General features: G+C 67.0%; 27 protein-coding genes and 1 riboswitch. Of the genes, 11 read left to right on the top strand and 16 right to left on the bottom strand.

The genetic code is table 11. The features are described 5' to 3' along the window. Nucleotides 1–397: 397 nt before the first annotated feature. Nucleotides 398–751: a helix-turn-helix domain-containing protein gene (locus ACFVUS_RS32355; RefSeq protein ID WP_387775262.1), complete on the top strand. Its 354-nt coding sequence runs from the start codon at nucleotides 398–400 to the stop codon at nucleotides 749–751. Between the two features lie 48 nt (nucleotides 752–799). On the opposite strand, the gene ACFVUS_RS32350 is transcribed toward ACFVUS_RS32355, so the two are convergent. Continuing rightward, nucleotides 800–1,342, bottom strand: coding sequence for a hypothetical protein (locus tag ACFVUS_RS32350; RefSeq protein ID WP_387775259.1), 543 nt, complete (start codon nucleotides 1,340–1,342; stop codon nucleotides 800–802). A gap of 312 nt (nucleotides 1,343–1,654) precedes the next feature. On the opposite strand from ACFVUS_RS32350, the gene ACFVUS_RS32345 reads away from it, so the two are divergent. After that, nucleotides 1,655–2,824 carry a serine hydrolase domain-containing protein gene (locus ACFVUS_RS32345; RefSeq protein ID WP_387775256.1) on the top strand — a complete coding sequence of 390 codons (1,170 nt, stop codon included), beginning with the start codon at nucleotides 1,655–1,657 and terminating at the stop codon, nucleotides 2,822–2,824. A 177-nt stretch (nucleotides 2,825–3,001) separates the two neighbouring features. Continuing rightward, nucleotides 3,002–4,102, top strand: a complete 1,101-nt coding sequence (locus tag ACFVUS_RS32340; protein WP_387775253.1) for a GGDEF domain-containing protein — start codon at nucleotides 3,002–3,004, stop codon at nucleotides 4,100–4,102. Here the strand turns inward: ACFVUS_RS32340 and ACFVUS_RS32335 are convergent. Next, nucleotides 4,099–4,413 (bottom strand): DMT family transporter, encoded by a 315-nt coding sequence (locus tag ACFVUS_RS32335; RefSeq protein ID WP_387775250.1) that lies wholly within the window; start codon nucleotides 4,411–4,413, stop codon nucleotides 4,099–4,101. The genes ACFVUS_RS32340 and ACFVUS_RS32335 overlap by 4 nt on opposite strands. A gap of 19 nt (nucleotides 4,414–4,432) precedes the next feature. Then, nucleotides 4,433–4,502, bottom strand: a riboswitch (guanidine-III (ykkC-III) riboswitch). A gap of 163 nt (nucleotides 4,503–4,665) precedes the next feature. Here ACFVUS_RS32335 and ACFVUS_RS32330 point away from each other — a divergent pair. Beyond that, nucleotides 4,666–5,073, top strand: coding sequence for a Fur family transcriptional regulator (locus tag ACFVUS_RS32330; protein WP_387778409.1), 408 nt, complete (start codon nucleotides 4,666–4,668; stop codon nucleotides 5,071–5,073). A gap of 36 nt (nucleotides 5,074–5,109) precedes the next feature. Then, entirely contained in the window at nucleotides 5,110–7,332 is a 2,223-nt protein-coding gene (katG, locus tag ACFVUS_RS32325; protein WP_387775247.1) for a catalase/peroxidase HPI, read from the top strand. Nucleotides 7,333–7,390: 58 nt separating this feature from the next. On the opposite strand, the gene ACFVUS_RS32320 is transcribed toward katG, so the two are convergent. The 3 genes from ACFVUS_RS32320 to ACFVUS_RS32310 all read right to left on the bottom strand — a co-directional run bounded on the left by ACFVUS_RS32320 (nucleotide 7,391) and on the right by ACFVUS_RS32310 (nucleotide 10,360). Then, nucleotides 7,391–8,557: an NADH:flavin oxidoreductase gene (locus tag ACFVUS_RS32320; RefSeq protein WP_387775244.1), complete on the bottom strand. Its 1,167-nt coding sequence runs from the start codon at nucleotides 8,555–8,557 to the stop codon at nucleotides 7,391–7,393. Then, nucleotides 8,554–9,138 (bottom strand): TetR/AcrR family transcriptional regulator, encoded by a 585-nt coding sequence (locus ACFVUS_RS32315; RefSeq protein WP_387775241.1) that lies wholly within the window; start codon nucleotides 9,136–9,138, stop codon nucleotides 8,554–8,556. The genes ACFVUS_RS32320 and ACFVUS_RS32315 overlap by 4 nt, the downstream gene beginning before the upstream one ends. A gap of 64 nt (nucleotides 9,139–9,202) precedes the next feature. Beyond that, nucleotides 9,203–10,360, bottom strand: a complete 1,158-nt coding sequence (locus tag ACFVUS_RS32310) for a PucR family transcriptional regulator (RefSeq protein WP_387775238.1) — start codon at nucleotides 10,358–10,360, stop codon at nucleotides 9,203–9,205. Nucleotides 10,361–10,502: 142 nt separating this feature from the next. On the opposite strand from ACFVUS_RS32310, the gene ACFVUS_RS32305 reads away from it, so the two are divergent. Continuing rightward, complete coding sequence (locus tag ACFVUS_RS32305) at nucleotides 10,503–12,047, top strand: long-chain fatty acid--CoA ligase (RefSeq protein ID WP_387775235.1); 1,545 nt, start codon at nucleotides 10,503–10,505, stop codon at nucleotides 12,045–12,047. Nucleotides 12,048–12,076: 29 nt separating this feature from the next. On the opposite strand, the gene ACFVUS_RS32300 is transcribed toward ACFVUS_RS32305, so the two are convergent. Continuing rightward, nucleotides 12,077–12,898, bottom strand: a complete 822-nt coding sequence (locus ACFVUS_RS32300) for an SGNH/GDSL hydrolase family protein (RefSeq protein ID WP_387775232.1) — start codon at nucleotides 12,896–12,898, stop codon at nucleotides 12,077–12,079. 10 nt (nucleotides 12,899–12,908) lie between these two features. Next, complete coding sequence (locus tag ACFVUS_RS32295) at nucleotides 12,909–13,862, bottom strand: undecaprenyl-diphosphate phosphatase (protein ID WP_387775229.1); 954 nt, start codon at nucleotides 13,860–13,862, stop codon at nucleotides 12,909–12,911. Nucleotides 13,863–14,054: 192 nt separating this feature from the next. Between ACFVUS_RS32295 and ACFVUS_RS32290 the strand changes: the two genes are divergently transcribed. Further along, nucleotides 14,055–14,300, top strand: coding sequence for a hypothetical protein (locus ACFVUS_RS32290; protein WP_387775226.1), 246 nt, complete (start codon nucleotides 14,055–14,057; stop codon nucleotides 14,298–14,300). Between the two features lie 15 nt (nucleotides 14,301–14,315). On the opposite strand, the gene ACFVUS_RS32285 is transcribed toward ACFVUS_RS32290, so the two are convergent. The 5 genes from ACFVUS_RS32285 to ACFVUS_RS32265 all read right to left on the bottom strand — a co-directional run bounded on the left by ACFVUS_RS32285 (nucleotide 14,316) and on the right by ACFVUS_RS32265 (nucleotide 18,805). Beyond that, nucleotides 14,316–14,915 (bottom strand): TetR/AcrR family transcriptional regulator, encoded by a 600-nt coding sequence (locus ACFVUS_RS32285; protein WP_387775223.1) that lies wholly within the window; start codon nucleotides 14,913–14,915, stop codon nucleotides 14,316–14,318. Next, nucleotides 14,902–15,768, bottom strand: coding sequence for an alpha/beta fold hydrolase (locus tag ACFVUS_RS32280; protein ID WP_387775220.1), 867 nt, complete (start codon nucleotides 15,766–15,768; stop codon nucleotides 14,902–14,904). Before ACFVUS_RS32280 ends, ACFVUS_RS32285 begins: the two co-directional genes overlap by 14 nt. Nucleotides 15,769–15,858: 90 nt before the next feature. Further along, nucleotides 15,859–16,569: a helix-turn-helix domain-containing protein gene (locus ACFVUS_RS32275; protein WP_387775217.1), complete on the bottom strand. Its 711-nt coding sequence runs from the start codon at nucleotides 16,567–16,569 to the stop codon at nucleotides 15,859–15,861. A gap of 189 nt (nucleotides 16,570–16,758) precedes the next feature. After that, the gene (locus tag ACFVUS_RS32270) at nucleotides 16,759–17,700 is read right to left on the bottom strand and encodes an SMP-30/gluconolactonase/LRE family protein (RefSeq protein ID WP_387775214.1); all 942 of its coding nucleotides are present in this window, start codon (nucleotides 17,698–17,700) and stop codon (nucleotides 16,759–16,761) included. A 163-nt stretch (nucleotides 17,701–17,863) separates the two neighbouring features. After that, nucleotides 17,864–18,805, bottom strand: coding sequence for a C40 family peptidase (locus ACFVUS_RS32265; RefSeq protein ID WP_387775211.1), 942 nt, complete (start codon nucleotides 18,803–18,805; stop codon nucleotides 17,864–17,866). A 270-nt stretch (nucleotides 18,806–19,075) separates the two neighbouring features. On the opposite strand from ACFVUS_RS32265, the gene ACFVUS_RS32260 reads away from it, so the two are divergent. After that, entirely contained in the window at nucleotides 19,076–19,819 is a 744-nt protein-coding gene (locus ACFVUS_RS32260) for a ParA family protein (protein WP_387775208.1), read from the top strand. After that, entirely contained in the window at nucleotides 19,819–20,919 is a 1,101-nt protein-coding gene (locus ACFVUS_RS32255; RefSeq protein WP_387775205.1) for a hypothetical protein, read from the top strand. The genes ACFVUS_RS32260 and ACFVUS_RS32255 overlap by 1 nt, the downstream gene beginning before the upstream one ends. A gap of 82 nt (nucleotides 20,920–21,001) precedes the next feature. Here the strand turns inward: ACFVUS_RS32255 and glpR are convergent, their stop codons facing one another. The 4 genes from glpR to ACFVUS_RS32235 form a co-directional block, all read right to left on the bottom strand. Further along, nucleotides 21,002–22,147, bottom strand: a complete 1,146-nt coding sequence (gene glpR / locus ACFVUS_RS32250) for a gephyrin-like molybdotransferase receptor GlpR (RefSeq protein WP_387775202.1) — start codon at nucleotides 22,145–22,147, stop codon at nucleotides 21,002–21,004. Nucleotides 22,148–22,365: 218 nt separating this feature from the next. Next, nucleotides 22,366–23,016, bottom strand: a complete 651-nt coding sequence (locus ACFVUS_RS32245) for a GNAT family protein (protein WP_364642331.1) — start codon at nucleotides 23,014–23,016, stop codon at nucleotides 22,366–22,368. A 10-nt stretch (nucleotides 23,017–23,026) separates the two neighbouring features. Next, the gene (gene glp / locus ACFVUS_RS32240; protein WP_364642334.1) at nucleotides 23,027–24,286 is read right to left on the bottom strand and encodes a gephyrin-like molybdotransferase Glp; all 1,260 of its coding nucleotides are present in this window, start codon (nucleotides 24,284–24,286) and stop codon (nucleotides 23,027–23,029) included. A 51-nt stretch (nucleotides 24,287–24,337) separates the two neighbouring features. Beyond that, nucleotides 24,338–25,249 carry a UTP--glucose-1-phosphate uridylyltransferase gene (locus ACFVUS_RS32235; protein ID WP_387775197.1) on the bottom strand — a complete coding sequence of 304 codons (912 nt, stop codon included), beginning with the start codon at nucleotides 25,247–25,249 and terminating at the stop codon, nucleotides 24,338–24,340. 248 nt (nucleotides 25,250–25,497) lie between these two features. Here ACFVUS_RS32235 and ACFVUS_RS32230 point away from each other — a divergent pair, with 248 nt between their 5' ends. Together ACFVUS_RS32230 and ACFVUS_RS32225 are read left to right on the top strand one after the other, a co-directional pair. Next, the gene (locus tag ACFVUS_RS32230) at nucleotides 25,498–26,070 is read left to right on the top strand and encodes a 5-formyltetrahydrofolate cyclo-ligase (RefSeq protein ID WP_387775194.1); all 573 of its coding nucleotides are present in this window, start codon (nucleotides 25,498–25,500) and stop codon (nucleotides 26,068–26,070) included. 84 nt (nucleotides 26,071–26,154) lie between these two features. Next, nucleotides 26,155–26,487 (top strand): FmdB family zinc ribbon protein, encoded by a 333-nt coding sequence (locus tag ACFVUS_RS32225; protein ID WP_387775191.1) that lies wholly within the window; start codon nucleotides 26,155–26,157, stop codon nucleotides 26,485–26,487. Nucleotide 26,488 lies beyond the last annotated feature (1 nt).

Raw genomic sequence — 26,488 nt, 5'->3', positions numbered from 1 at the left:
CTCCCGAGAACGTTCCAGACGCTACATTTCGTTGCAAGTAGTTGCAACTAGAGAGAACAGAAAGTAGTGCGCATGCGTGCGCAAACGAGAATTAGGTGGCGCAATCTTGCATACACCCGCGTTCCCTTCCGAAGCCTCGACAGAGACTCCGGTTCCGTTGTCGGGCTTACGCATACAGAAGTGTTCGGCGTAGGGTCCGGGTAAGTCCCTGCACCGGACGCTCAGGAAGGGGGGCGGGCAGGGCATCGCCGAGGGCCTCCGGCAGGGGTCGCGCGGCCCTCGGGCCATGGGCGTAATCGTGTTATAGTGCGTGCAGAAGGGGTTAAATTACAACCAACTACCCAGCATTGGATCAATGCCCATGAGCAGACGACGGAGCGCACCGGTCCCACCGGAGGTGAGCGAGGCGCTGCGCGAGGCCCGTGAACGACGGATCTTGTCGCGCGAGAAGGCAGCCCAACTCGCCAACATCAGCACCAGCCTGTGGACTCAGATCGAGAATGGGGTCCAGTACAAGAAGGACCATAAGGTCCAGGCCAGCACCACGGCCGATACGTTGCAATCAATGGCTGCGGCGGTCGGGCTCGATCCAGAGGTGGTACTGGTCAAAGCTGGACTGGACGCCCCTGACAAACCGGCACCGGCCACCCCACCCAGGGGCGGCATCGTCGACCTTTCCGGATTGTCCGAGAACGACCTGCATCTGGTGGCGGGTTACGTCGCCGGACTCAAGGCCCGCTATACCCGCTGATCGGTCCCGCATCGATTCGCACGCAGTTCGGTTGTGCCACCCCTTCACTCACGCACGACGTCGCACCCGTCGCGGCAGGAATGATGCGGGTGGCGCTTCCACCCACACACAGGTGATATCGCTCAGTATCGTCTCCGCACCCGCCCAGGACAGCCGGTCCAGCCGTCCGGGTTGAATGAGCCTGCGCTCCAACAGCTTCAGATTCAGCAGGCGGTGCGTCAGCATCGGGACACCGACCCCGAGCCAGCCCGCACACGATTCGATCGAGTCGAACCGGGACAGCGCTTCCTGCAGTTTGTCGATCGGAATCAGGCGGCGCGCAACGAGATCGTGGACTGCGAGTTCCACCGTGATCCGCGGCAGCCGCCCCATTCTGGTGCGCCGGACAGTCCAGCTGTTCTCCAGGATGGCATGGGCGACACCGTGCGCGACCGCCTCGTTATGTCGCACCGGGGGCAGCTCGGCCTGCACGATCACCGATCGAATATCGGGGACCCACATGACAATCGGCTCGATCGAGGGCAACGTGCGCACATGTATGCCGAGATCGACGGCGTGTTCGCCGGCGTCATAACCTAACGGCTGAGACATCCCGCGATCCACCCTCTGCACTCACTCCACACATGCCCCCTACGGTATAGGCCGCGTCGCCGCCGGAGCCGCTCGGTATCGGATGCGGCCGCGATGACGGATCCGGGCACCGATTCGCCGCCGCCCCGGCGCAATACACACCAAGCGTTTGCTTTTGACTATGTGCCGCACACCGAAGCAGTGCGGCCAAATCTGTCTCAGACAACTATTGTCCGGCGTGAAATTCGGCGTTACCGTGAATCGATGAGCACGGTTCGGGAATATGCACTGCCGTCAGGCGTCTCCGGTTGGGCAGATGCACAATTCGATTGGGTGATAAAGGCTTTCGCACGCACCCATGCCGGGCCCGGTAGCGGTGGCGCACTGGCTGTGCATCGACACGGCGAGCCGCTGGTCGATGTCTGGACCGGGCAGTCCGACTCGTCTGGGACACCCTGGGACGCCGATACCGGAGCCATGATCTTCTCCGCGTCGAAAGGCATTACCGCGACGGTGATTCACCGGATCGCGGATCGGGGGCTCATCGATTACGACGCGCCCGTCGCGGAATACTGGCCCGAATTCGGCGCCAATGGGAAGCAGCGAATTACCGTGCGGCACTTGCTCAGCCATCGGGCGGGATTGTCGTCGCTGCGCGGGCTCGCGGGGCAGGGTGCGGAGGTGCTCGATCATCTGCTGATGGAGGAGCGACTGGCGGCGGCGACGCCGGATCGGTTGCTGGACAAGCCCATTTATCACGCGCTGACCATCGGCTGGTTGCTCGCGGGGTTGGCGCGCGCGGTGACCGGGCAGGGTATGGCGACGCTGTACCGCACCGAGATCGCCGGGCCGCTCGGCGTGGACGGTATCCACCTGGGCGCTCCTCCGGCCGGATCACGCACGCGCGCAGCGGATCTCACCGGGTCGCGGAGTTTCATCCGGGCGCTGCGCCGGATTCAGCCGCTTGCCGACCGAGTCACGGCGCGGCCCGGCCCGGTGACCGATCCGCTGCGGATCCTCTACACGCCGGGCATCGCCGACATGCTGGAGGGCGATGCACCCAGCATTCTCGGCGGCGAAATGCCCGCGGGTAACGCGGTGGCCACCGCATCGGCGCTGGCGACCATGTACGGCGCGCTGGCCTGCGGCGGCGTCACGGCCGACGGTAAACAATTCCTGTCCCCGGGGACCGTGACCGCGCTCAACCGGGTGCAGACCTTCAAAATCGATCGCGGTCTGCTGCTGCCGCTGACCTGGCGGCTCGGCTACCACGGCCTGCCCGGGCCGGGCGCGCTGAACGGCTTCGGCCATATCGGCGCCGCCGGGTCCTTCGGCTGGGCCGATCCGAAATCGGGCATCTCCATCGCGCTGGTGCAGAACCGGGTCGACGAACGCTGGATCGCCATGGATCAGATCGCGGCGGGCTGGGCCGTACCCCTGACGATGGCGGCGGTCCGGCGCGCAGGCGACACCGGCGCACAGCGCGGGGCCTCGGCCGCCTGAACCCGGCGCGGCCGACTCCGGGCCGAGATCGGACGTGATCGATATCAAACTCCGGCGTGACAGCCCGGAATCGGCGGCATGCGGCGGCCTCACCTCGCCGTAACCGGAAATTCGCACCTACACTGGTCGGGAAGTTGCGGGGTGTGCCGGTTCGATTGCCGAGGCCGAACGGAGCCCATGGGTAGCAGCGCGGATCTGTTGAAATCGTGGTGGCGGGATCCCGTCAATCACCACTGGCCGGTGCGCGTGCTGGAGTCGCATTCCATGCAGGGGTGGCTGCGCGCGATCGTGGGCGCGGGCGGGTTGACGATGTCGATCATCGGGGTGGCGGTGGCGTTCTCACCGGCCGGACCCAAAGGCGTACCCGCGCTGGTGATCGCGGGGGTGATCATCGCGATCGGGGTGCTGTGGGCGGTGCGCTGGTGGTTCGGATCGTGGCCGGGCACCACCGAATCGCTGGCGTTGTTCGCGATCGGGGATATCGCCATCACCACCTCGTCGCTCCTGGATTCGAATCGGGTGTTCGGGTCGCTGAACGCGATGCTGCTGGTGGTCACCGGCTGTTATCTGGCGTTCTTCCACGGACCCAAAGCCCTTGCGGCGCATACGGGTTGGTCATTGTTGACGGTCGTGGTGGTGGCCTGGCGAATGGTGGCGAGCGATGGCGATGTGTATCTGGCCATCGCCATCGTCCTGATCATGATGGCGGCGGTGGTGCTGTCGCTGCCCACATTGCAGTTCATGTTCTGGCTGGTGCAGTCCGATTCCACCGCCGATCCGCTGACCAAGGTGTTCAATCGGCGCGGGCTGGAGTTCCATCTGTCCCGGGTCTTCAACAGCACGTACGGGGCGGAGATCTGCGTCATGGTCGCCGATCTCGACCAGTTCAAGAGCGTCAATGATCGCTTCGGGCATTCCATGGGCGATGAGGTGCTGATCCGCACCGCGCAGCTGCTGCAGTCCTGCGCCACCGCGGATCTGGTGGTCGCGCGATCCGGCGGCGAGGAATTCACGGTCGTCGGGCGGCTGTCCGACGACCAGGCGCGGGTGGTGGCCGAATCGTTCCGGGAGGCCGTCGCGGCCGATCACATCATTCCGGTGACCATCAGCATCGGCGTCGCCGTTTATGACCCGACCGCCTGCCATATCTGTCCGCGGCCCGCGCCCGAGGAACTCATCCAGTGCGCCGACGACGCCATGTATCAGGCCAAGAGCGAGGGCGGCGACCGGGTGATATTCGGTGAATTGATCAGCCGGGCCGCCGCCGAACCGCACTAGTGCGCGAGCTTGAGGCCGACCACTCCGCCCACGATCACCAGCAGCAGGGCGATTTTCACCGGTGAGGCGGTCTCATCGCCGGTGAGCATGGCGTAGACGACGGTCAGCACCGCGCCGATACCGACCCATACCGCGTACGAGGTGCCGACCGGCAGGTTGCGCATCGCATAGGCGAGACCGCCCATGGACATGACCAGTGCGACGCCGAATACGGCCGTGGGCACGAATCTGCTGAAACCTTCGGACTTGCCGAGCGCGGTCGCCCAGACGGCTTCCAGGAATCCGGAGATGACGAGAATCAACCAGGCCATGACGGGGGTATCCCTTCGCGAAATACCGTCTTGTCGCTGCCTGGGTACGGTCCCGATCGTCCAGTCGGTCGCGGATGCGCGACCACCTTCCACGGTAGCCAAGACCCCGCGAAATGGGTGGAGACCCTGCTCACCACCGGAACCCGGATCGGGCGTTCGCCCGGTCAGCGACCTATTTGCAGAATTCACCCCACACCAAGACTGGAATGAGTCATACTTACGAACGTGTCCACAGCAGCTGATTTCGGGCGCATGCTACGCGGGGCCGACCTTCGGGTGACGGCGCCGCGTGTCGCGGTGCTTTCCGCTGTGCACGCGCATCCACATTCCGATACCGATTCGATTCTGCGCCGCGTGCGCGAGACCCTCGGCACCGTTTCGCACCAGGCCGTCTACGACGTGCTGCGCGCACTGACCGACGCCGGTCTGCTGCGCCGCATCCAGCCCATGGGCTCGGTGGCGCGCTACGAGACGCGCGTCGGGGACAACCATCACCACGTGGTGTGCCGCAACTGCGGTGTCATCGCCGATGTCGAATGCGCCGTCGGCGAGGCGCCCTGCCTGGAACCTTCGAACCACAACGGTTTCGTCCTGGACGAGGCCGAGGTCATCTACTGGGGCCTGTGCCCCGACTGCTCAGCCCAGCCCGCTCAAAAGTGATCACAGCCCGATCCCACTCCCGGAAGGAATTGCCCCGTGGCACAGGAACATCCGCCCATCGGTGAGGCCCAGACCGAACCCGCCACCGGTTGCCCGGTCGCGCACACCCGTTTGAAGCCCCCCGTCGAGGGCGGCAGCAATCGCGACTGGTGGCCCAACCAGCTGAATCTGAAGATCCTGCAGAAGAATCCGGCCGTGGCCAACCCCATGGGCGAGGACTTCGACTATGCGGCGGAGTTCAAGACCCTGGATCTGGCCGCGGTCAAGGCCGACATCGTCGGGGTCATGCGCACCTCGCAGGACTGGTGGCCCGCCGACTTCGGGCACTACGGCCCGTTCTTCATCCGGATGGCCTGGCACGCCGCGGGCACCTACCGCATCAATGACGGCCGCGGTGGAGCCGGTGCGGGCATGCAGCGCTTCGCCCCGCTGAACTCCTGGCCGGACAACGCCAGCCTGGACAAGGCCCGCCGCCTGCTGTGGCCGGTCAAGGTCAAGTACGGCCGCAAGCTGTCCTGGGCCGACCTCATCGTCTACGCGGGCAATGTGGCGCTCGAGGATATGGGCTTCCGCACCTTCGGTTTCGGCGGCGGTCGCGTCGACCAGTGGGAGCCGGAAGAGGACGTGTACTGGGGCCCGGAGAACGAGTGGCTGGGCGGCGACGGCCGTTACTCCGGTCAGCGTGATCTCGAAACCCCCTTGGCCGCAGTGCAAATGGGCCTGATCTACGTGAATCCGGAAGGCCCCAACGGCAATCCGGATCCGCTGGCCGCCGCGGCCGATATCCGCGAGACCTTCGCCCGCATGGCGATGAACGACGAGGAGACCGCGGCGCTGATCGTCGGCGGTCACACCTTCGGCAAGACGCACGGCGCGGGCCCGGCCGATCACGTCGGCCCCGAGCCCGAGGCCGCCCCGCTCGAGGAGCAGGGCCTGGGTTGGAAGTCCAGCTTCGGCACCGGCGTCGGCAAGGACGCCATCACCTCCGGACTCGAGGTCACCTGGACCTGGACGCCGACCAAGTGGGACAACAGCTTCCTGACCATCCTGTACCAGTACGAGTGGGAGCTCACCACCTCCCCGGCGGGTGCGCACCAGTGGACCCCGAAGGAGGGCACCGGCAAGGGCCTGGTGCCGGACGCCTTCGATCCGTCCAAGACCCGCGCCCCCGGCATGCTCACCACCGACCTGTCCATGCGGGTCGATCCGATCTACGAGCAGATCACCCGCCGCTGGCTGGAGCACCCGGAAGAGCTGGCCGAGGCGTTCGCCAAGGCCTGGTACAAGCTGACCCACCGCGATATGGGCCCCAAGGTCCGCTACCTCGGCGCCGAGGTGCCGTCCGAAACGCTGCTGTGGCAGGACCCGATCCCGGCCGCCCCGGCCGAGATCATCGGCGCTGCCGATATCGCGGCGCTCAAGAGCCAGCTGCTGGCGTCGGGACTGACCGTGCAGCAGTTGGTTTCGACCGCGTGGGCGGCGGCGTCGTCGTTCCGCGGCAGTGACAAGCGCGGCGGCGCGAACGGCGGCCGCATCCGCCTGGCCCCGCAGAACGACTGGGAGGTCAACAACCCGGACGAGCTGGCGCAGGTCATCCGCACCCTGGAGAGCGTGCAGGAATCCTTCAATACCGGTGGCGGCGTGCAGGTTTCGTTCGCCGACCTGGTGGTGCTGGGTGGCGTCGCCGCCGTCGAGCAGGCCGCCAAGGCCGGTGGGTTCGACCTCGAGGTGCCGTTCACCCCGGGCCGCACCGATGCCACCCAGGACGAGACCGATGTGGAGTCGTTCGCGGCGCTGGAGCCGAGCTCGGACGGTTTCCGCAACTACCTCGCCAAGGGCACCCGCCTGCCGGCGGAGTTCCTGCTCATCGACAAGGCCAACCTGCTCACCCTCAGCGCACCCGAGCTGACCGTGCTGATCGGTGGCCTGCGCGCCCTCGGTGTCAATTACAACCAGTCTCAGCTGGGCGTATTCACCGATAAGCCGGGCACGCTGAGCAACGACTACTTCGTGAACCTGCTCGATATGGGCACCAAGTGGGAGCCCACCTCGGCCGACGCGGAGACCTTCGAGGGTAAGGATCGCGCCACCGGCGCGAGCAAGTGGACCGCCAGCCGGGTCGACCTGGTGTTCGGTTCCAACTCGCAATTGCGGGCCGTCGCCGAGGTTTACGCGACGGACGACGCCAAGCAGAAGTTCGCGACGGACTTCGTGAAGGCGTGGGACAAGGTCATGAACCTGGACCGGTTCGACATCTGAAGCTAGTTCCATGACAGCGCCGCAGACCCACAAGGTCTGCGGCGCTGTCGTTTTCGGATCAGCTGGCCGGTACCAGCACGCAGCGGGTGCGCGAGTAGATGGTCGGCATGCACTTGTTGCAGTGCACGCACAGCGACGGGGTGGCGGCGTCGGCGCGCATGCGGTTCGGCAGGTCGGGCTCACGCAGCAGCGCGCGGGCCATGGCCACGAAGGAGAAGCCTTCCGCGAGAGCGCTTTCGATGGTTTCCCGGCGGGTGATGCCACCGAGCAGGATGAGCGGAAGTTCCAGTTCCGCGCGGAACTGGCGGGCGCGGTCCAGCAGGAAAGCCTCCTGGAAGGCGTACTCGCGCAGGAACTTCGAGCCCGCCGCCCGCATGCCCCAGCTCATCGGCGGCGGGAAGGCGGCGGCGAACTCGCGGCGCGGCGCTTCCCCGGTGAACAGGTACATGGGATTGAGCAGTGAGCTGCCCGCGGTGAGTTCGAGGGCGTCCACGCTGCCCTCGTCCTGCAACCACTTCGCCACCTGAATGGACTCGTCCAGCCAGAAGCCGCCCGGCACACCGTCATCCATGCTCAGCTTGGCGGTCACCGCGATGCGGTCACCGACCGCCGCCCGCACGGCGCGCGCGACATCCAGGGCCAGCCGGGCGCGATTGCGGGTTGATCCGCCGTAATCGTCGCGGCGGCGGTTCAGGAACGGGCTCAGGAAAGAGCTCACCAGATAGTTGTGGCCGAAATGTATTTCCACGGAATCGAAGCCGGATTCCACGGCCAGCACCGCGGCATCGGCGTGCGCGGCCACCACGCGATCGAGTTCGGCCTGATCCGCGCGCCGCATCATGCGCATGCCGAGCGGGCTCGGAATGCGGTGCGGCGCAACGGCGGGGAGGCGATTGGAGGCCGCGTTCGCCACCGGTCCGGCATGGCCGATCTGCGCGGCCACCGCCGCGCCCGCGGCGTGCACCGCATCGGTGAGGCGGCGCAGGCCGGGCACGGCTTCCGGGCGCATGTAGATCTGATGCCGGTCGGTGCGGCCCTCCGGCAGCACCGCGCAGTACGCCACGGTGGTCATGCCGACTCCCCCGGCGGCGTGCCGGACGTGGAAGTCGATGAGGTCATCGGTGACCAGGGCCTTCGGGGTGCGGCCCTCGAAGGTGGCGGCCTTGATGATGCGATTGGGAAGCGTTATCGGGCCCAGCTTTGCCGGTGCGAAAATCTCGGTCACTGTTGCACAAGTCCTGCCGCTACAAAGGATTTCAGGGTGGTCACCGGGATATGCCGGTCGCGCGGTGTGGCCGAGAGCGGATCACCGAAGTACTCCAGAATGAGCGTGAAGGCCAAGCCCCAGCGGCCCGCCGCCTCGCGTTCGGACAGCTCCGGGCGCACCGCGAGCAGGAGTTCCACCCAGGGGTCGAAGACGAACCACTGTGCGCTCCAGGCCTGTTCGCGACCGCCGAGCACCACGCGCGCGAGCAGATTGAGCCGCAACCGACCCACCGGATCGGCCGCCAACTCCGCGAGCGGATCCACCACCACATCGATGAGTTCGGCGATGGACGGCATCCAGCCCTCCCGCCGCCGCGCCAGCGCCGTATCCAGCCGCTCCCGCCAGATCGGCCCGAGCCGATCCTCCAGCAGCGCCGCGACCAGCGCTTCCTTCGATCCGAAGTGGTAATGCACCGACGCCGGATTCATGCCGGCGGCCGCGTTGATCGCCCGCACCGACACCGCGTCGAAGCCGGATTCCAGCAGTAGCCGCTCGGCCACGGTCAGCAGTTTCTGTCGCGTCGACAGGTCATCGTTCACTCGCACCACCCGCCCAGTAGAACACGTTTCAATCACCGGTTCAATCATTGATTGAAAACCGGGATCAGGGTGCCGGATTCGCCCTGCGGTGCTGGATCGCCCACCAGACGCGCATGGCGCTGTAGGGCGCGCGCAGATCGGTGCCGGTGAGTTCCTCGAAGCGGGCCAGGCGGTAGCGAACGGTGTTCTGGTGCACGATGAGTCGCTCGGCGGTGGCTTCGATGCGCATACCGGAATGCAGGTAGCGGTCCACCGTGTCGATGACGACGCGGGCCTGTTCGCCGGTGCCGAGCGGATCCAGGTAGCGGCGGGCGAGTTCATCCCCCAGATCGGTATCGGCGACGATGGCCGGGAGCAGGCCGAGGCGGTCCAGATCGGCCGCGCCGGTCAGGCCGTAGCGGTGCGCGGTGGCCAGCATGCGACTGGCCAGGCGGAAGGAGCGCGGCAGTTCGCCGAGACCGGTGGCCGGGCCGACGCCGATGGTGCCGGTGGTGTCGAGAGTGTCACTGCCACAGAAGAATCCGGCGATATCACCGTCCATCGCGGTGGAGAACACGCGCACGGCCGTCACCTCGGGGCGCAGCAGGCCGCGCAGGTCGGCGGTGGCGCGCGGATCGTCGCCGCGGGCGCGGAAGGCGCGGTACTCCCCCGCCGGATCGAGTCCGTAGCGCTGCGCCTGTACGTGGATATCGCCCGGCCCGAGCCCGCCCAGCAGGAGCGCCCGGGCGAATTCGGCCCGCAATTGCTGATCGTGCCGGGCCAGTTCGATCTCGACATCGCGGTGCCCGCCGCTGAAGGCCGCCGTCGCCTGATCGACGATATCGAGCAGATCGTGCACCAGCGCCAATTGGGTGCGATCGGCGATCCGGGCGGACTGTGCGACGGCGGTCAGATCGGCGACCATCTCCCGAATGGCTATGCGCCAGCCGTTCTGCACATCGGAGAGCGAAACACCTTGGCGGGCACGGATTTCCCCGAACTCACGGAGGGCGCGGCGATCGTCGGCGGTGAGGTCCCGGGTATCACCGAGCGCGGCCAGCAGCCGGTCCACCATATCCACCGTCACCCGGGAGATCTGCGCATTCGGCAGCGCCAGATAGCCGGGCATTTCCGCGCGCGCCCGGGCCACGATCCGCTCGCTCAGTTCGGGGGTGTGCTCGCGCACGCGGGCGATCAACCGCCGCCGGGCGGTCGGCTTCGCTGCCTCGCGGGAATCGGTCATCTCGGTACCGAGGCTACGTCCGGGCTTTGGAAAAACCAACAAATCGAAACGGTCATAGTCCGGGGCTGACTCCATGGCCCAGATCACACTCCGGCGCAAATACTGGTGGCGTCCGACACCGACGTTCGACGAAGGATCGCCCATGTACCTGACCCAGGGACTGCATCGCGCCGCCCAACAGACCCCCGACGCCGTGATGACCATCTGCGGGGATCGCACCCGGACCTTCGGCGAGGTGCTGGATCGGGTGTCCCGGCTGGCCGGTGCCCTGCGTGAACTGGGCGTCGGTGATGGTGACCGGGTGGCGATGCTGAGCTTGAATTCGGACCGCTATCACGAATATCTGCTCGCGGTCCCGTGGGCGAACGCGGTGCTGAACCCGGTCAATATTCGCTGGAGCCCGGCCGAGATCGCCTATTCGCTGGTCGACTCCGGGACCGAGGTGCTGTTCGTCGACGATGCCTTCGCCGCCATGCTGCCCGCGCTGCGGCAACAGCATCCCGGGCTGCGGACCGTCATCCACTGCGGCGACGGGACCACCCCCGAGGGCGCGCTGGCCTACGAGGAGCTGATCAGCGGTACCGAGCCCATCGCCGATGCCCGGCGCGGCGGGAACGCACTGGCTGGAGTTTTCTACACCGGCGGCACCACCGGATTCCCCAAGGGCGTCATGCTCAGTCACACCAACCTCGCCACCTCGGCGCTGGGCGGGGTGGCCAGCGGTCACCTGTTCACCCCGGGCGTGCGCTTCCTGCACGCCGCGCCCATGTTCCATCTGGCCGATCTGGCGGGCTGGTACGGCGCGGTGCTGCTCGGCGGCACGCACGTGATGATCCCGGCCTTCGAGCCGGTGGCCACCTTGCGGGCCATCGAAACCCACGGCGTGACGGGAACCCTGTTGGTACCGGTCATGATTCAGCTGCTGGTCGATCATCCGGCCACCGCCGAACACGATCTGTCCAGCGTGCGGCACGTCATGTACGGAGCCTCGCCCATCTCCGCGGCGGTGCTCGAACGCGCCATGAAGGCTTTCAGCGCAGCGGGTTTCGTGCAGGCGTACGGCATGACCGAACTGTCGCCGATCGCCACCCTGCTCAGCCCGGCCGATCATCTCGAGGGGCGGCTGCGCTCGGCGGGCCGCGCGGTGCCGCACAGTGAGGTGCGCATCGCGGACGCCGACGGTAACGAGGTCCCGCGCGGCACCGTAGGCGAAATCGTCGTCGGCGGTGGGCATGTCATGCTCGGCTACTGGAATCGCCCCGAGGACACCGCGGCCGCGATTCGCGACGGCTGGATGCACACCGGTGACGGCGGATACATGGACGAGAACGGTTACGTCTACGTGGTGGACCGGCTCAAGGACATGATCGTCACCGGCGGCGAGAACGTGTACTCCGCCGAGGTGGAGAACGCTGTCGCCGCGCATCCGGCGGTGGCGTCCTGCGCGGTTATCGGTGTGCCGGATGAGGATTGGGGCGAACGCGTGCACGCCGTGATCGTCTGCCAGCCGGGACGGCAGGTGACCGCCGAGCAGATCCGCGAGCACGTCAAGACCCTGATCGCCGGATACAAGGCCCCGCGCACCATCGACGTGGTGGACGCACTGCCGGTGTCAGGTGCGGGCAAGATCCTCAAACGCGAACTGCGCAAGCGGTATTGGGACACCGAAGGCCGCCAGGTGAACTGACCCGGCATGCCGGAAGGACAGGGACCGGATCACGACGGGATCGGCGGGGCCGTGTTCCACCCCGCGAGGAAGTCCGGCGTGACGGCGGTGAGCTGCGGGCGTTTGGGCAGCACGAAGTCGCCGGAGGAGCGGCCGCGCACCCGGCGGCCCACCCAGGGCGCGAGATGCTCTGCCACCCAGCGCAATTCATCGACCACCCGATCCAGCGGCGGCTGCGGGACGCAGGGCGGGAGCGGATCGCGCCAGGACGAGTCCGCGCCCGGGATCGCCATGGTGTCGGCGACGGCCTGCGCCACGATCTCGTGTCCGAGCGGGCTCAGGTGCAGGCGGTCGTTCGCCCAGGCCCGCGGATCGGTGGTGGTGCCGACCGGTTCGAAATCGACCAGCGTGACATCGTATTTCGCGGCCAGCGCCCGCAATTCGGCGTTCATGGTGCGCACCCGCCCGGACAGCGGGCGCACGAACGGCGCGACGCTGCCGATATCGGGGAAGGTGAACGAGATGACCCGCGCCCCGGATTCGGTGAGCGCCGCCAGCATGGCCTCGATATCGGCGAGCGTGCCCGCCTGATCGAAACGCGGCCGGATGAGATCGTTCATGCCCGCGATGAGCGCGACCAGATCCGGCCGCAGCGCCAGTGCCGCCCCGAGCTGTTCGGCGCGAATACGGGCGGTGCGGCGGCCGCGAATGGCCAGATTGGCATACAGCAGACCCGGATTCGCGGCGGCGAGTTTCCCGGCGAACCGGTCCGCCCAACCGCGGAATCCGCCATTGTCATCGGGATCGCCGACGCCTTCGGTCTGACTGTCGCCGAGGGCGACGAAGCGAGTGAAGGGCTGTACGAGTGCCATGTACAGATTCTCACCCCGCCAAGGTGAAGTACGCGAGGCTAGCAGTACCCGCTATCAGGCAATAGATGGCAAACGGTGTGAGTGTTTTCGTCTCGAAGTATCCCGTCAGGAATTTCACCGAGACATAGGAGAGCAGGCCCGCCACCACGCTGCCCGCCAGCGCGGGACCGAGAATGGCGTGGTTCTCGGGGGTGAAGAGCTCCGGCGTCTTGAGCACCCCGGCCGCCAGGATCACCGGCGTGGCCAGCATGAACGCGAAGCGCGCGGCATCCTCGTGCCGCATGCCCTTGAATACGCCCGCCACAATCGTGCTGCCGGAGCGGCTGATTCCCGGGAACAGCGCCGCGATCTGAGCGGAGCCGATGATGAGTACGGACCGCACGCTCAGCCGCGCCAGCCGGATATCGGAGGCGTACGCCGGATCGGTGGCGGGCAGCACCAGGGTGTCCTCGGCGGACAGATCCACGGTGCGCGCGGTGGGACTGACCAGCGCCAGATCCCGCTGGGTCTCGCGCTTGCGCAGCAGTTCGGCCGACAGCAGCACGAACCCGTTGAGCATCAGGAACGCCGAGGTCGGAATCGGCGTGCCCAGATAATTGCGCACCGCCTTCTCCAGCAGCAGTCCGGCCACCCCGACCGGAATGGTGGCGATGATCAGCAGCACCCCCAATCGCGCTTCGGGCGAACGGATCTCCCGGGTGCGCGCGACCTGCCACAGCCCGCCGAAGATCCGGATCCAGTCCCGCCGGAAGAACACCACCAGCGCGATGGCCGTCGCCACGTGCATGGCCACCAGCAGCGCCAGGTACGGCGAGTTCTTCGCGGACATGCTGAGATCGTCGGCCCACTGCCCGCCCACCCAGGCCGGAAGCAGAATGCTATGGCCGAGACTCGAGACCGGGAAGAGCTCACTCACCCCCTGCAACGCGCCGACGACAATCGATTCCAGATAGCTGATGGCCATGGGAGTGACGTTAGTGGGCGAACCTGAATATCACTTCCCGCCCGGACATGTCCGAATCGATTCGCGAATGTCGCAGGATCGCAAACCATTCGGCCAGCACGTCGAGTAACCGCGTGGAATACTTCCGCGTTATGCAGCCCAGAGGGTCGCGCCGCGCGAAGGCGCACCCGAACCGCATGATCCGAGTAGCCGATGTTCGATAGTTACGACAGTGCCGAGGATCCCGAGTTGGCGCAGGCCCGGGTCTTTCTGGCCGAACTGGAAAAGCACGCCGCGACCCTGGCCCGGCGACTACAGTCCAGCGCCACCCTCGATGTCCGCCGATCCCTGGATGCCGAACTCTCGTCGGTGCGCCGCTATGTGGATCGAATTCATCGGCGGTTCCCGGCAATTGCCATGCATCCCTTCCCCGGAACGGCGGGAGCGCCGCCGCCGTAGCGAATACGCGGCGGATCAGGTACGGAGGACACCCGCGAGCAGCAGCATGATGGACTGTTGTGCCTGCGCGCGGGCCAGATCCGGATCCTCGGCATTGGCGATCATGAGCGAAGCCTCGGTCAGGGCGCTCATCAAGAGCTGGGCCAGCATGGGGACGGGCGCGTCGACGATCAGGCCCTCCCCGCGGCCGCGTTCGAGCATATCGACGATCAGGCCCAGCCCGTGCTGCGCCTCGAATTCGCGAAAAGCCTGCCAGCCCAGCACCGTCGGGGCGTCCTGCAGCACGATCCGCAGCATGTCGGGGCGGCGGCAGATCTCCAGGAAGGTGGCCAGGCCGATCGCCATCCCGCCCAGCACATCGGCGGAATCGTGTGCGGCGATGGCGGTTTCGATCTCGGCGGAGGCTTCCACCTCCACCTGTTCCAGCACCACCAGGAACAGTCCACGCTTATCGCCGTAGTGGTGATGCAGTGCGCCGCGGGTGACACCGGCGGCGGCCACCAGATCCTCGGCGGAGGTACCGGCGAAGCCGCGCTCGGTGAACAACCGTCGTCCGGCGTCCTCGAGCGCGGCCCGGGTGGTGCGCGAGCGGTCCTCCTGGCTACGGCGTGGCATGCAGCCGAGTGAACTCCAGGATCGTGGTGCTGAGCAACTCGGGTTGATCTTCCGGCAGGAAGGTGTACGAATCGTCGATCAGGCGCAGGGTGGCGTTCGGGAAATCCCGGGCCAGCCGTTCGGCCCCCGCGACCGGGAAGAACTTGTCCTCGGCGGCCCAGACCACCAGCACCGGGATCTCGATATCGCCGAAACTCCGCGCCGCTTCGAGGGTGTAGCGCTTGTTCAGGGTGAGCAGTAGTCGGCGCAGATCCTTGCGGATGGCGGCCGAGCGGCGACTGGGCAGCAGATACGAATCCGCGATCTCCGGCGGTACCGGCCGCTTGGCGACCCAGCCGAAACCGATCGGCAGCGCATGCAGGGCGCGCCAGCGCATGCTCTCGGTGAGCGGGCGGATCGAGCCCGGAATCCTTGCCAGCCAAGGCAATACCGTCAGCGGCGGGGGCAGGAAACGCTCGTAGTTGTCGACCGAGGCCAGCACCACGCGCCCGATGCGGGAGCGATCGCGGGCCAGCAGCACCTGGGTGATCGCGCCGCCGGTGTCGTTGGCGATCAGGGTGACATCGCGCAGGTCCAGCCGCTCCAGGAAGGCGGCGATCAGATCGGCGACCCCGGTGGGGGTGAGATCCGCTGCGGGAAACGGGATTTCGTGCGATCCGAGCGGCAGATCCGGGGCCAGGCAGCGGTAGCCCGCGGCCGCGATCCGCGGCACCACCTTGCGCCAGAGATCCGCGTTGACCAGCAGTCCGTGAATGAAGACGACCGGCGGGCCCTCGCCGGTGTCGTGGTACCTGATGCGGCCGCCGGGAAGATCGAGTTCGTGGGTACGGCCGAGTGATGTGCTTGTTGCCATCGTTGCTCCAATGCCCGTGGGTACCCCACCACTTTTACATACATACCGTATGTATGTCTATGCTCGACGCATGTCCGCACCCGGATTCGGTCAGGCCCCCAGCTGCGTACGCCAGCGCTCGGCGGAGCGGACCATATCCAGGCCGACCTTCTCCAGGTACTCGCTCATCCCCAGCAACCGTTGCCCCGCAGGCGAATTCATACCGAGCACGGTCGCACCGTCGCGCGCCTTGGCAGCCAGTGACTCATTCGCTCGGGCGCTCGCGAGAGTGGCCCGGTACCAGGCGGATTCATCGAGGAAATAGCGATCCCGGCGGGTGCCCGCATCCCGCTCCCGGCGAATCAACTGCTGACCCTCCAGATAGCCGACGGCCGCCGAGACGGTCGCCGGACTCACCCGCAGATAGCGCACCAGTTCACCGGCGGTGATACTGCCGGAGTCGGCCGCATAGAGCCGGGCCAGCACCGCCGCCGCCATCTTCGGCACCCCGGTGCGCGCGAACAGCTCCGCGAACTGCGCGCTGAAATCACCGACCACCGCCGGCAACCGCCCGTATTCGTCTGCGCCCGGCGGCTTTTCGCTCCGCCTGGGACGCGCGACCCGGCGGCGCGAGCGCACCACCGTCGCGGCGTGCGCCAGATCCGCGCGGTAACCGCCCGGTCCGCCGTTGCGGGTCACCTCCCGGCTCACCGTCGACGTGGGACGGCCCAGCTGCCGGGCTATCTCCGCGTACCCCAGTCCCTGCGTCAAACCCGTGGCAATGCGCCGGCGATCCTCCGGCGTGAGCCGCCCTCCGGGCATGGGCACCACCTCCCTCACCAAATCTATTGCAACACAACACCAACCCAATCGCATTAGGCTGCAGCATTATTGCTCGGCTGCAAAGTGAATTAACCTGGCGTAATACAACTTTCGAGTGCACATCGCGATCGCCGGGCGTGCGAACGCAACGTAGCGTTCGCCCCGCCCCGAACAGATCGACGCCCCGGATCAGGGCGCGGCGGTGCGGGCGTTCGGATCGAATCCGCCCGGAATCTCGTAGACCACACCGGTGAAGGTCGCGCCGAACAACCGGCCCGCCGAGAAACCCTGCCCGCCACGGCCGTAACTCACCACGCTGGTCAGGTTGTTGCCGAAGCCCAGCACACAGAACTGATTATTGGCATCGATGCGGACCACCTGGCCGGACGGATTCAGCGGCACCACCGGACGATTCAGCGAATCCAGCGTCAAACCGTCGGGGGCGTCCAGCGCGTCACCGCCACCCAGATCCAGCACCGACTGCGGCGCCCACGGGGCATCGGTGGGGATGCGGCTCACCCCGGGATTGACGAAGGTCCGCGAGACATAGAGGAAACGATCGTCACTGCTGAGCACCGCGCCATTGGAGCTGGGCAGATTGCCCCAATCGGCCTGTACCGCGCCGTTCGGGTACACCCGGCCGATGAGATTGGCGAAATCATTGGTGGCGTAGACGATTCCGTCATGTGAGACGGCCATACCGTCGGCCGCGCTCAAACCCGCGGCGTAGGGGGCCATCGCACCGGTATCCGGATCGACGGTGACGATACCGGCGTGCCGGAGGCTGTCGCCCGCGATCACCCGCGCATCGGCGCCGTAGCCGACCAGCAGCTTGCCATCGGGCGTCCAGGCCAACGCGCCACCGCCGCCGCTGGGCACCGTCGCGATCGGCACCGCGGCCGCGCCCGGGAAGTCGATGCGGAATACCCGGCCGGTGAGCAGATCGGTGGTGAAGGCGCGGCCGGCCGGATCGATCGTCAAACCCTCCAGCGCGCCACCCGGATTCGCCACCACGACGGTCGGCTGACCCGCTCCCGCGCACACCGGCGCGGCATTCGCGGGAGCCGCCGCGAAAGTCGACAGCCCCGCGACCGTGAAAGTCGCCAGCGCCACCGCCGCCGCCCGGGCCATCGCTATTGAATTCCTTTTACTCATTTCGCACCTCTTACTCCGTGCCGGATGATGAAGTGGTTGTCCGCAGCATTGTGTCAGGCGGCCGGTATTTTGTGCCGGTCTCGACGCGCGCCGAAAGAAAATTCGATGCGGACTTCCCATCCGTTCTCGCCCGGATTACTCAGAAGCGGCGGGCGCCGCTGACCGGCATCTCGCTCATCGGCGAGAGCTTCACGCCGGAGCCGTAGGTCGCGGCGTGGATGACCTGACCGTCGCCCGCGTACAGCGCGGAGTGCCCGCCGCCGTAGAACGACACCAGATCACCGGGCTGCAATTCGTCCACCGAGACCGGGGTGCCGGCTGCCAGCTGCGAATAACTCGTGCGCGGCAAATCCACACCCGCCTCGTGATAGGACCACTGCACCAAACCCGAGCAGTCGAAATTGTCGGGACCGGTCCCACCGGCGCGGTAGTTCGAGCCGATTTTGGTTCGGGCCGCCTCCACCGCGCGCTCGCCCGCCGACTTCTTCGGCATGGCGGCGGGCATCGGCGCGGGCACGGCGGCGGCATCGGTGACGCCCGGAATTCCCATGAGCGACGGCAGCGCGCTCGGAATGGAGAATTCACCCAGACCCGCGACGGTCACCTGACGCGATTCCGCCGCGATATTCGCGGGGACGGATTCCGACATCACCACGGGTGCGGATTCGGGCAGCACCGCAGGTGAAGATTCGGGCAGAGCCGCCGGTGCGGATTCGGGAAGCACCGGGCGACCGGGCTGTTCCGGAATCGCCGCGAGGCGCGGAGTCCGCGAATTCACACCCGTGCCGAGAATCGTCACGGGACGGAATTCGTAGCTTTCGATAATCGACTCGTCCACGGTCGGCATCTCGACAACCGCCGCATCCGGTGCGGGGGCGATGATGCCGAGCCGGGCGGCGAGTTCATCGGCGACCTCGAATTGGCCGATACCGGGGATCGTCACCGGCGTCGCCTCGGCCTCACCCGCTGTGAACAGCAGTGCCGCGCCGATTCCGGCGGCGGCGAGAATGCCGGTGGTGATGCTCCGCCACGATAGCCGCGGCAGCTGGGGCAGGTTCTGTCTATCACCGATACTTTCCATGATGCGGTCCTTCCATCAAGCGTCAGCTATCCGGTTTCCGTTCACGAACATCTCGGTACTGCGGCAGTTCCACATTGCATAGAACGCCTGTTCGGCAAGGCGGTAACGAATGACACGCGTGTTATTCATAACGGATTCGTAAACAAAAGCGGCTGTGTCCAATTGGACACAGCCGCTTTTTCGCGAAACAGACCGGCAATACGGCGCCCACGCGGCGACTCGTGTGAGACTTGCGTACACGAGCTCCCTCCTCATAATCCGGAGGATTCAATGACAGATTCCGCCGCTCTACCCGAACTACCCGAACCGCTGGTGGTCACCCTGGGGAATCTGAAAGGCGGCGTCGGCAAGACCACGTCGGCTTTCTTCCTCGCCTCGTATTTCGCCGTCGCGCACAATCTTCGGGTCCTCGTCATCGATGCCGACCCGCTCAGCCAGACCGGATACTCCTGGTACCGGCGGCTACGGAAAGAGAATATCGACGTTCCCTTCGAACTCATCGCCTTTCCGTCCCGGCACGTGAACGACTGCATCACCGACAATGCCGGGAAGTACCAGGTGATCATCGTCGACGCGGGCGGTGAATCCGCCGATATCTTCAAGGCCGCGGTACCCGAGAGCGATGAGCTGATCCTGGTGACCAGCGTGAGCCCGTCCGAGGTCAAACGCGTCCCCAGTACCTACCGGGCCGCCGAGGAGGCCGCCGCCGAGAGCGCGCGGCCCATCCGAGTGCGGGTGCTGATGACCAAGGTTCCGGTCACCATGAAGAACGGCGTCAACGTCTCCACCGAATACCGCACGCAGCGCACCAATCTCGAAGGCGCGGGCTACGACGTCTTCGAATCGTATGTGAGCGCGTGGAAGTGGTACCGCGAGGCCGCCGACGGTGAGGTCGGCGACGGCGCGGAGAACCCGATCGAGGACCTCGGCGAATACAGCCAGGTCGGCGCGGAACTGCTGCGCCCGTACTACGAAACCCGCACCACCCCCGACGCACTGGAGGTATCGGCCTGATGCCACCGCAGCGACGCAAGAGCTCCATCGGCGGCACCCACCCCGCCCCCACCCGCAACCCCCTCTCCGACGAGGCCGAGCACACGCCCCCGGTCTCCCCGCTGCGCGATGCCGAATGGCACAGCACCGCACCGACTCCCGCCACCGCCAAACCCACAACGAAGGCCTCGAAAACAGAGATGGTGCTCCCGCCCGCCATGGCGGCGGAATCCCCGGCCGCCATGTTCGTCACCCCCAGTGCCGATCCGGTCGCCCCGGTGATCGAACCCGCCCCGGATGAACAGGATTCGGCGCCGGTCGACGCGAAGCCGGTGCGCCCCAAAGCCACACCCGGATCGAGGGTCGAATCAGCCATGCGCGGAATCGATCCGGCACTGCGCAGCGTGGGCAGCACCCTGCGCGGCGCGGCCACCGCATCACCGAGCGTGCTCACCATGCCGCTGCCCGCGGCGGGCGACGGGCCGCTCAACGCCAGCGAGCTGGAACAGCTCGATCTGTGCGAATCCTCCATCGACGCACTGCGGGTCGCGTTCTGGGTAGCCGGGCGCGCGCTGCAGATCGTGCGGGACGGTCGCCTGTATCGGGCCGAGCACGCCAACTTCGACGACTACGTGGAGAAGCGCTGGGATATGCAGCGCTCGTACGCGCACAAGCTGATTCGCGCGTGGCCGTTGGCGGCCCGGCTGCATCCGGTCGCGCCCTCCATCAACGAGGGCCAGATTCGCGAACTGCTGCCGATCATGGCGGCGCACGGCGAGGACGCCGCGGTGACGGTCTACACCACCCTGGCGGCCGATGCGAAGGTCACCGCGGGCAAACTCCGGGAAGCGATCGCGGTGTTGCCCGGCGACTACGAACAGGGCGAGGTGGTGCGGCGGTTGCAATCCTGGCTGCGCGGCGATCTCGCCGAGGACGCGCCGCCCGCACCCGATGTATTCAGCACCGCCGAATCCCGGCTGGCCGCACTCTCTTCCAAAGTGGTGAAGGGCTCCACCGAGGATCCGGTGGCGGCCCGCGAATTCGCGGCCAAACTGCGCACCCTCGCCGAACTCATCGAACAGCAGATACCGGTAACCACCCGAATGCCCGGAACCCGCTAGCGGCACAGCACAAGACAATGGGTGCCCGGCCAATGGCCGGGCACCCATTGAAGTTTCAGTGCCTAACTACGTCGGTGCGAACCTATTCACCGACCGCGCGGCGAACGCGGCCGGCGGCCCGTTCCCGGACGGCCCGTGCGGTAGCGGCATCGAACAATTCCAGATGCTCGAATAGCGGATCCTCGTCATCCGGTTCCACCAGCACCGCGCGCCGCAATTGCGTGCGCGTCTCCTCCCGATCCGGCCGCGGCTGGTCGGCCTCGGCCGCCGCCTCGGCTTCGGCATCCTCACGGCGGGAACGGGATAGGCGCGCGGCGCGGCGGCGGCGAATGTCCTCCTCCAACCGCACCTGCTTGCGTAGGTAGGCCAGATAGCCCACCAGCACCGTCCCGGAGAACGCGGCCAGCCACCACAGGGTGGCCGAAATCGCCAGTCCCGCACCGGCGAAGAGCAGCGTGCTCAGCACCAGGCCCAGTACCGCGCGCTGCCGGAAGGTGTAGCGGGCCGCGCGCGCGATGGCATCGGCCTCCGGATCGTAGCCACCGCGACCGCGCCGGGACGGCACGAAATCCGGGTCGTCCGCATCGAGTTCGTCCGGGTCGTACTCGGGCTCCTGGTCGCGCAGCGCGGGGACCCGGCTGCGCTGCGGGGCGTCCATCCGCACGCGCCTGCGCGGTTCATCGCCGCCGTCGCGGGTCGCACGCACATCCTGGGCCTGGTCCGCGTCGTCCGAATGCGCTGTGCGCGCGGGGCGCTCATCGTTCACTTCGCCGGGAGTATCGTCGACTTCCCCGACCGTTCGCGTCTCACTGTCGAATTCCGCTGTCCCGGACTCGGATTCATCACCTGCCGCTTCGGTCACCGGTTCGGTGGCCGCGGCCACCACGGTTTCCGGCGCGGAAACCGCGCTCTCGGTATCGCGTTCGCGGGCGGTGTCGAAATCCTCGTCGTCCGATTCAGCTCGAGTGCTGTCGTCCGATCTGGTCATCCGATCCTCCGGATCATCGTGGTGATGCTTCCTGCGAACCGGCACGTAGTCCGGGTCGGTGTCATGTCCGGATGCCGGACCTTTTCTGATGCGTCGCTCGGTATCCCCGCGATGCAACACCCGGGTGGCCAGCGCCGCGTCGGTGTGCTGGCGAATGCGGGGGTGGCGGCCGGCCAACATGGGGAACAGCACGAACACCCAGAGCACGACCAGTCCGATCCACAAGATCGAATTCGGCATCGCGCCCAACACCTCCGTCCCCGCCTGGCTCGCATCCCTTCGTACATCGTCCATCGACGTGCACCACAGCACCTGCCGGTCATACGAGGACGCACCACCGACGTCCGTAGGCTAGTTCGGCGCCTCAGGAATAACCCGCAGGCGCGCCGTCAACACCTGCCACAGTAGTCACACGACTCGGACTCGGTATGGATGTCGAGATCAACCGGTGCGGCGGCTCACGGCTGCGCGGCGCGCCCCGAGCGAATCAGCTTGTCCACCACGGTTCCCGAGACCTCTTCGACCGTCATGGCGACCAGCAGATGGTCGCGCCACGCACCGTCCACATCCAGATAGCGGCGCAGCAGTCCCTCCTCGCGGAAGCCGACATTGCGCAATACCGCCTGGCTGGCAAGGTTTTCCGGGCGCACCGTGGCCTCCACCCGATGCAGTCCCACCTCGCCGAAGCAATGATCCAGGCCCAGCGCCAGCGCGGCCGTCGCCACACCCTGACCGCTGACCTCCTTGGAGACCCAGTAGCCGATCCACGCCGAACGCAGTGCGCCGCGCACGATATTGCCCACCGTCATCTGACCGCTGAAGGTGCCGTCCACCTCGATCACCAGCGGAATCATCGCGCCGCGACGGGCTTCCGCCTTCAGGCTCGACCACAGTGACGGCCAATTCCCGGCGTGATTGCGCGCCTCCCAGGAACCCCGTCCGGTCGGCTCCCACTTCTCCAGATACTCCCGATCCCGGGTGCGAATCCGGCTCCACGCCGAGGCGTCCCGTAACCGGATGGGGCGCAACGTGACCTGACCGGCCGCCACGCGCACCGGTCCCAGATGTGCGGGCCAGCCCGGATGCTGGGCGGCCCGGAAGACGTTCATGTCCAAGGCCTCAGCCTCGCTGCGCGAGGAAGGCGACCCGCACCTCGTCACCGGTACGCACCTCGGTGACATCGGGATCGATCACGATCAGACTGTTGGCCTCGGCCATGGTGGCCAGCAGATGCGAGGACGCGCCGTTCGGCCCGCCCAGCGGCTGCACCAGATAGTCACCGGTCTGCTCATCGCGCATCAGCTGCGCGCGCAGATAACCCCGCCTGCCGGGGATGGAGGCGATCGGCAGAATCGTGCGGGCGCGCACCACCCGGCGCATGGGATGTCTGCGCCCCAGCGCGATTCGAATCAGCGGTCGCACCATCACCTCGAAAACCACCAGCGCGCCAACGGGATTCGACGGCAGCAGGAAGGTCGGCACCTCATCGCGGCCGAGCAGGCCGAAACCCTGCACCGAACCCGGATGCATGGCGACCCGGGTGATCTCCAATTCGCCCAGGCCTTCCAGTGCCTCGCGAATCTGCTCGGACGCCCAGCCGCCCACCGCGCCCGCGATCACCACGACCTCGGAGCGAACCAGCTGGCCCTCCACCACATCGCGCAGGCGTTTGGGATCGGCGCTGACGATGCCGACCCGGTTCACATCCGCGCCCGCGTCGCGCGCGGCGGCCGCGAGGGCGTAGGAGTTCACGTCGTAGACCTGGCCCGGTCCGGGCGTGCGATCGATATCGACCAGCTCACCGCCCACCGAGAGCACGGACAGGCGCGGGCGCGGATGCACCAGCACCTTGTCCCGGCCCACCGCCGCCAGCAGGCCCACCTGCGCGGGGCCGATAATGGTGCCCGCGCGCACCGCCAGATCACCCGGCTGCACGTCATCGCCGATGCGGCGCACGTAATCGCCCGAGCGGACCGGCTCGTACACCTTCACCCGGGCGCGACCGCCATCGGTGAAATCAAGCGGCAGAACGGCATCCGCGAGCGTCGGCAGCGGAGCGCCGGTATCCACGCGCACGGTCTGGCGCGGTTGCAGGCGAATCGGCTGGCGCGAACCGGCCGCCACCTCGCCGACCACCGGCAGCGTCAGCTCGACCGGTTCGCCGTCCTCACCGCGAATATCGGCGCCCGCGCCGGAAACATCCACGCTGCGCACGGCATAGCCGTCGATGGCGGCCTGATCGAAACCCGGTAGCGGACGCTCGGTGACCACATCCTCGGCACACAGCAGTCCCTGGGCCTCCGAGATAGCGACCCGAACGGGCCGCGGCGCCACAGCCGCCGCGGTCACCTTGATCTGCTGATCCTCAACCGAGCGCATGCCGCCCTTCCCTGGTCTCGCGCACTAACCACACCCCGTCGGCGGCATCGCTCACTCCTGCGAGGTGAGCCGCTGCTCCAGCCACTCGCGCAGGGCGGGACCGTATTCCTCACGTTCCAAAGCGAAATCGACCGCAGCACGAAGATAGCCGCCCGGGTTACCCAGATCGTGTCGCGACCCACGGTGCACCACAACGTGAACGGGATGTCCCTCGGAGATGAGCAGGGCGATCGCGTCGGTCAACTGCAACTCACCGCCCGCGCCCGGGGTGATCCGGCGCAGCGCGTCGAAGATGGCGCGGTCCAACAGGTATCGGCCCGCCGCCGCGAAAGTGGACGGCGCCTGATCCATCGGCGGCTTCTCCACCATGCCGTTGACCTTGAGCACATCGGCGTCCGCACCGGGCAGCACCTCGACGTCGAAGACGCCGTACGCGCTGACCTCCTGCTTGGGCACGTCGATGGCGCACAGCACCGAACCGCCATAGGTGGCACGCACTTCGGCCATCGCGCACAGCACACCGCTGGGCAGCACCAGATCATCGGGCAGCAGCACCGCGATGGCGCTCTCGTCGGCATCGAGCACCGATTCCGCCTGTGCCACCGCGTGACCCAGGCCGAGCGGCTCCTCCTGCACCACCGAGGTGACGTCCAACAGCGCCGGGGCCTTGCGCACCTTCTCCAGCAGGTGATGCTTACCGCGCTCCTCGAGGGTGCTCTCCAGCACCAGATCCTCGACGAAATGCGCTACCACGCCGTCTTTTCCGGGCGAGGTCACAATCACCAGCCGGGAGGCGCCGGAATCCGCGGCCTCCGCGGCGACCAACTCGATGCCCGGGGTGTCGACCACCGGTAGCAGCTCCTTGGGCACCGTCTTGGTCGCGGGCAAGAACCTCGTGCCGAGCCCCGCCGCGGGCACCACCGCGGTGCGGAAGCACTCGGCTCCGCCGCCATTAGCTGTCATGAGCTCACCCTATCCATCCGTCTGGAGCGTCGTCGCGGCCGAAGCAACGCCCCGACGTCCCCGAGAGCCTAAGCGTCCGGCGCGCACCGAGCGCACCGAACGCGGGACCGCGGGCGCGCGAAGCCATACCCATCCGGCATGTGCGCACCCCTTCCACCACTTCATACCCACTCCCGCCACCGCGAACAGTGCTGAGCGCCACATAGTCGGTGATCGGGACGCGCGGCGCGGGCGCATATCGTTGGGGCGTGAGCGAAGTGCGGGACAAGGCGGCCTGGCGCGGCGAGATCCTGGCGCGGCGCAAGGCGATCACTCCCGGACAACGGGAACGCGAAGCCGAGGCATTGGCCGGGCACGCCGCGGCATTGGCCGGACACAGCTGGGTCTGCGCGTATGTGCCGGTCGGCGGCGAACCGGGATCGGTCGCGATGCTGGACGCGCTGCGGGCGACGGGTGCGCGGGTACTGCTGCCGGTCACCGGTGAGCCGGGTCCGCTGGAGTGGGCCGAGTACGAAGGGCCGGAACGGTTGCGGCGCGGGCGATTCGGATTGCGCGAGCCCGACGGCGCGCCCATCGCCGATGCGCTGCGGCTGGCGGAGGTGATTCTGATCCCGGCGCTGGCGGTGGATCGGAGTGGGACTCGACTGGGTCGCGGCGCGGGTTATTACGATCGAAGTCTGCACGCGAGCCGAGCCGATGCCCGAATGATCGCGGTGGTACGCGACGATGAGGTTGTCGACCATTTGCCGCGTGAATCGCACGACCATCGAATGGGCTGGGCGCTGACACCGTTCGGCGGACTGCTGGAGCTGGGTGAATAACCCGGGAATTGACACCCGATTGGCAGTGTTGGCACTGTCATCTGTAGAGTGCTAGATCGACGAAGACCGTGGAGAGGTTTCCCGATGCCTACTTACTCGTACGCCTGCACCGAGTGCGACAACAAGTTCGACATCGTGCAGTCCTTCTCCGATGACGCGCTCACCACGTGTGATCGCTGCAATGGAAAGCTGCGCAAGCTTTTCAACTCGGTCGGCATCGTCTTCAAGGGCAGCGGCTTCTACCGCACCGACAGCCGCAACGGCAGCACCTCCAGCGAGGCCGCCAAGCCCGCGTCCTCCTCGGACAGCGGCAGCTCCACCGGTTCGAGCAGCGGTTCCAACGGCGCGAGCACCAGCAGCTCCACCCCGGCCGCGACGACCTCGAGCTCGAGCTCGAACAGCACCTCCGCGGCCTGAT

Source organism: Nocardia sp. NPDC058058, assembly GCF_042885355.1.
In the GTDB taxonomy this organism is placed as follows: Bacteria; Actinomycetota; Actinomycetes; order Mycobacteriales; family Mycobacteriaceae; genus Nocardia.
The sequence above is the reverse complement of the archived record's forward strand: the minus strand, read 5'-3'. Positions and strand labels throughout refer to the sequence as shown.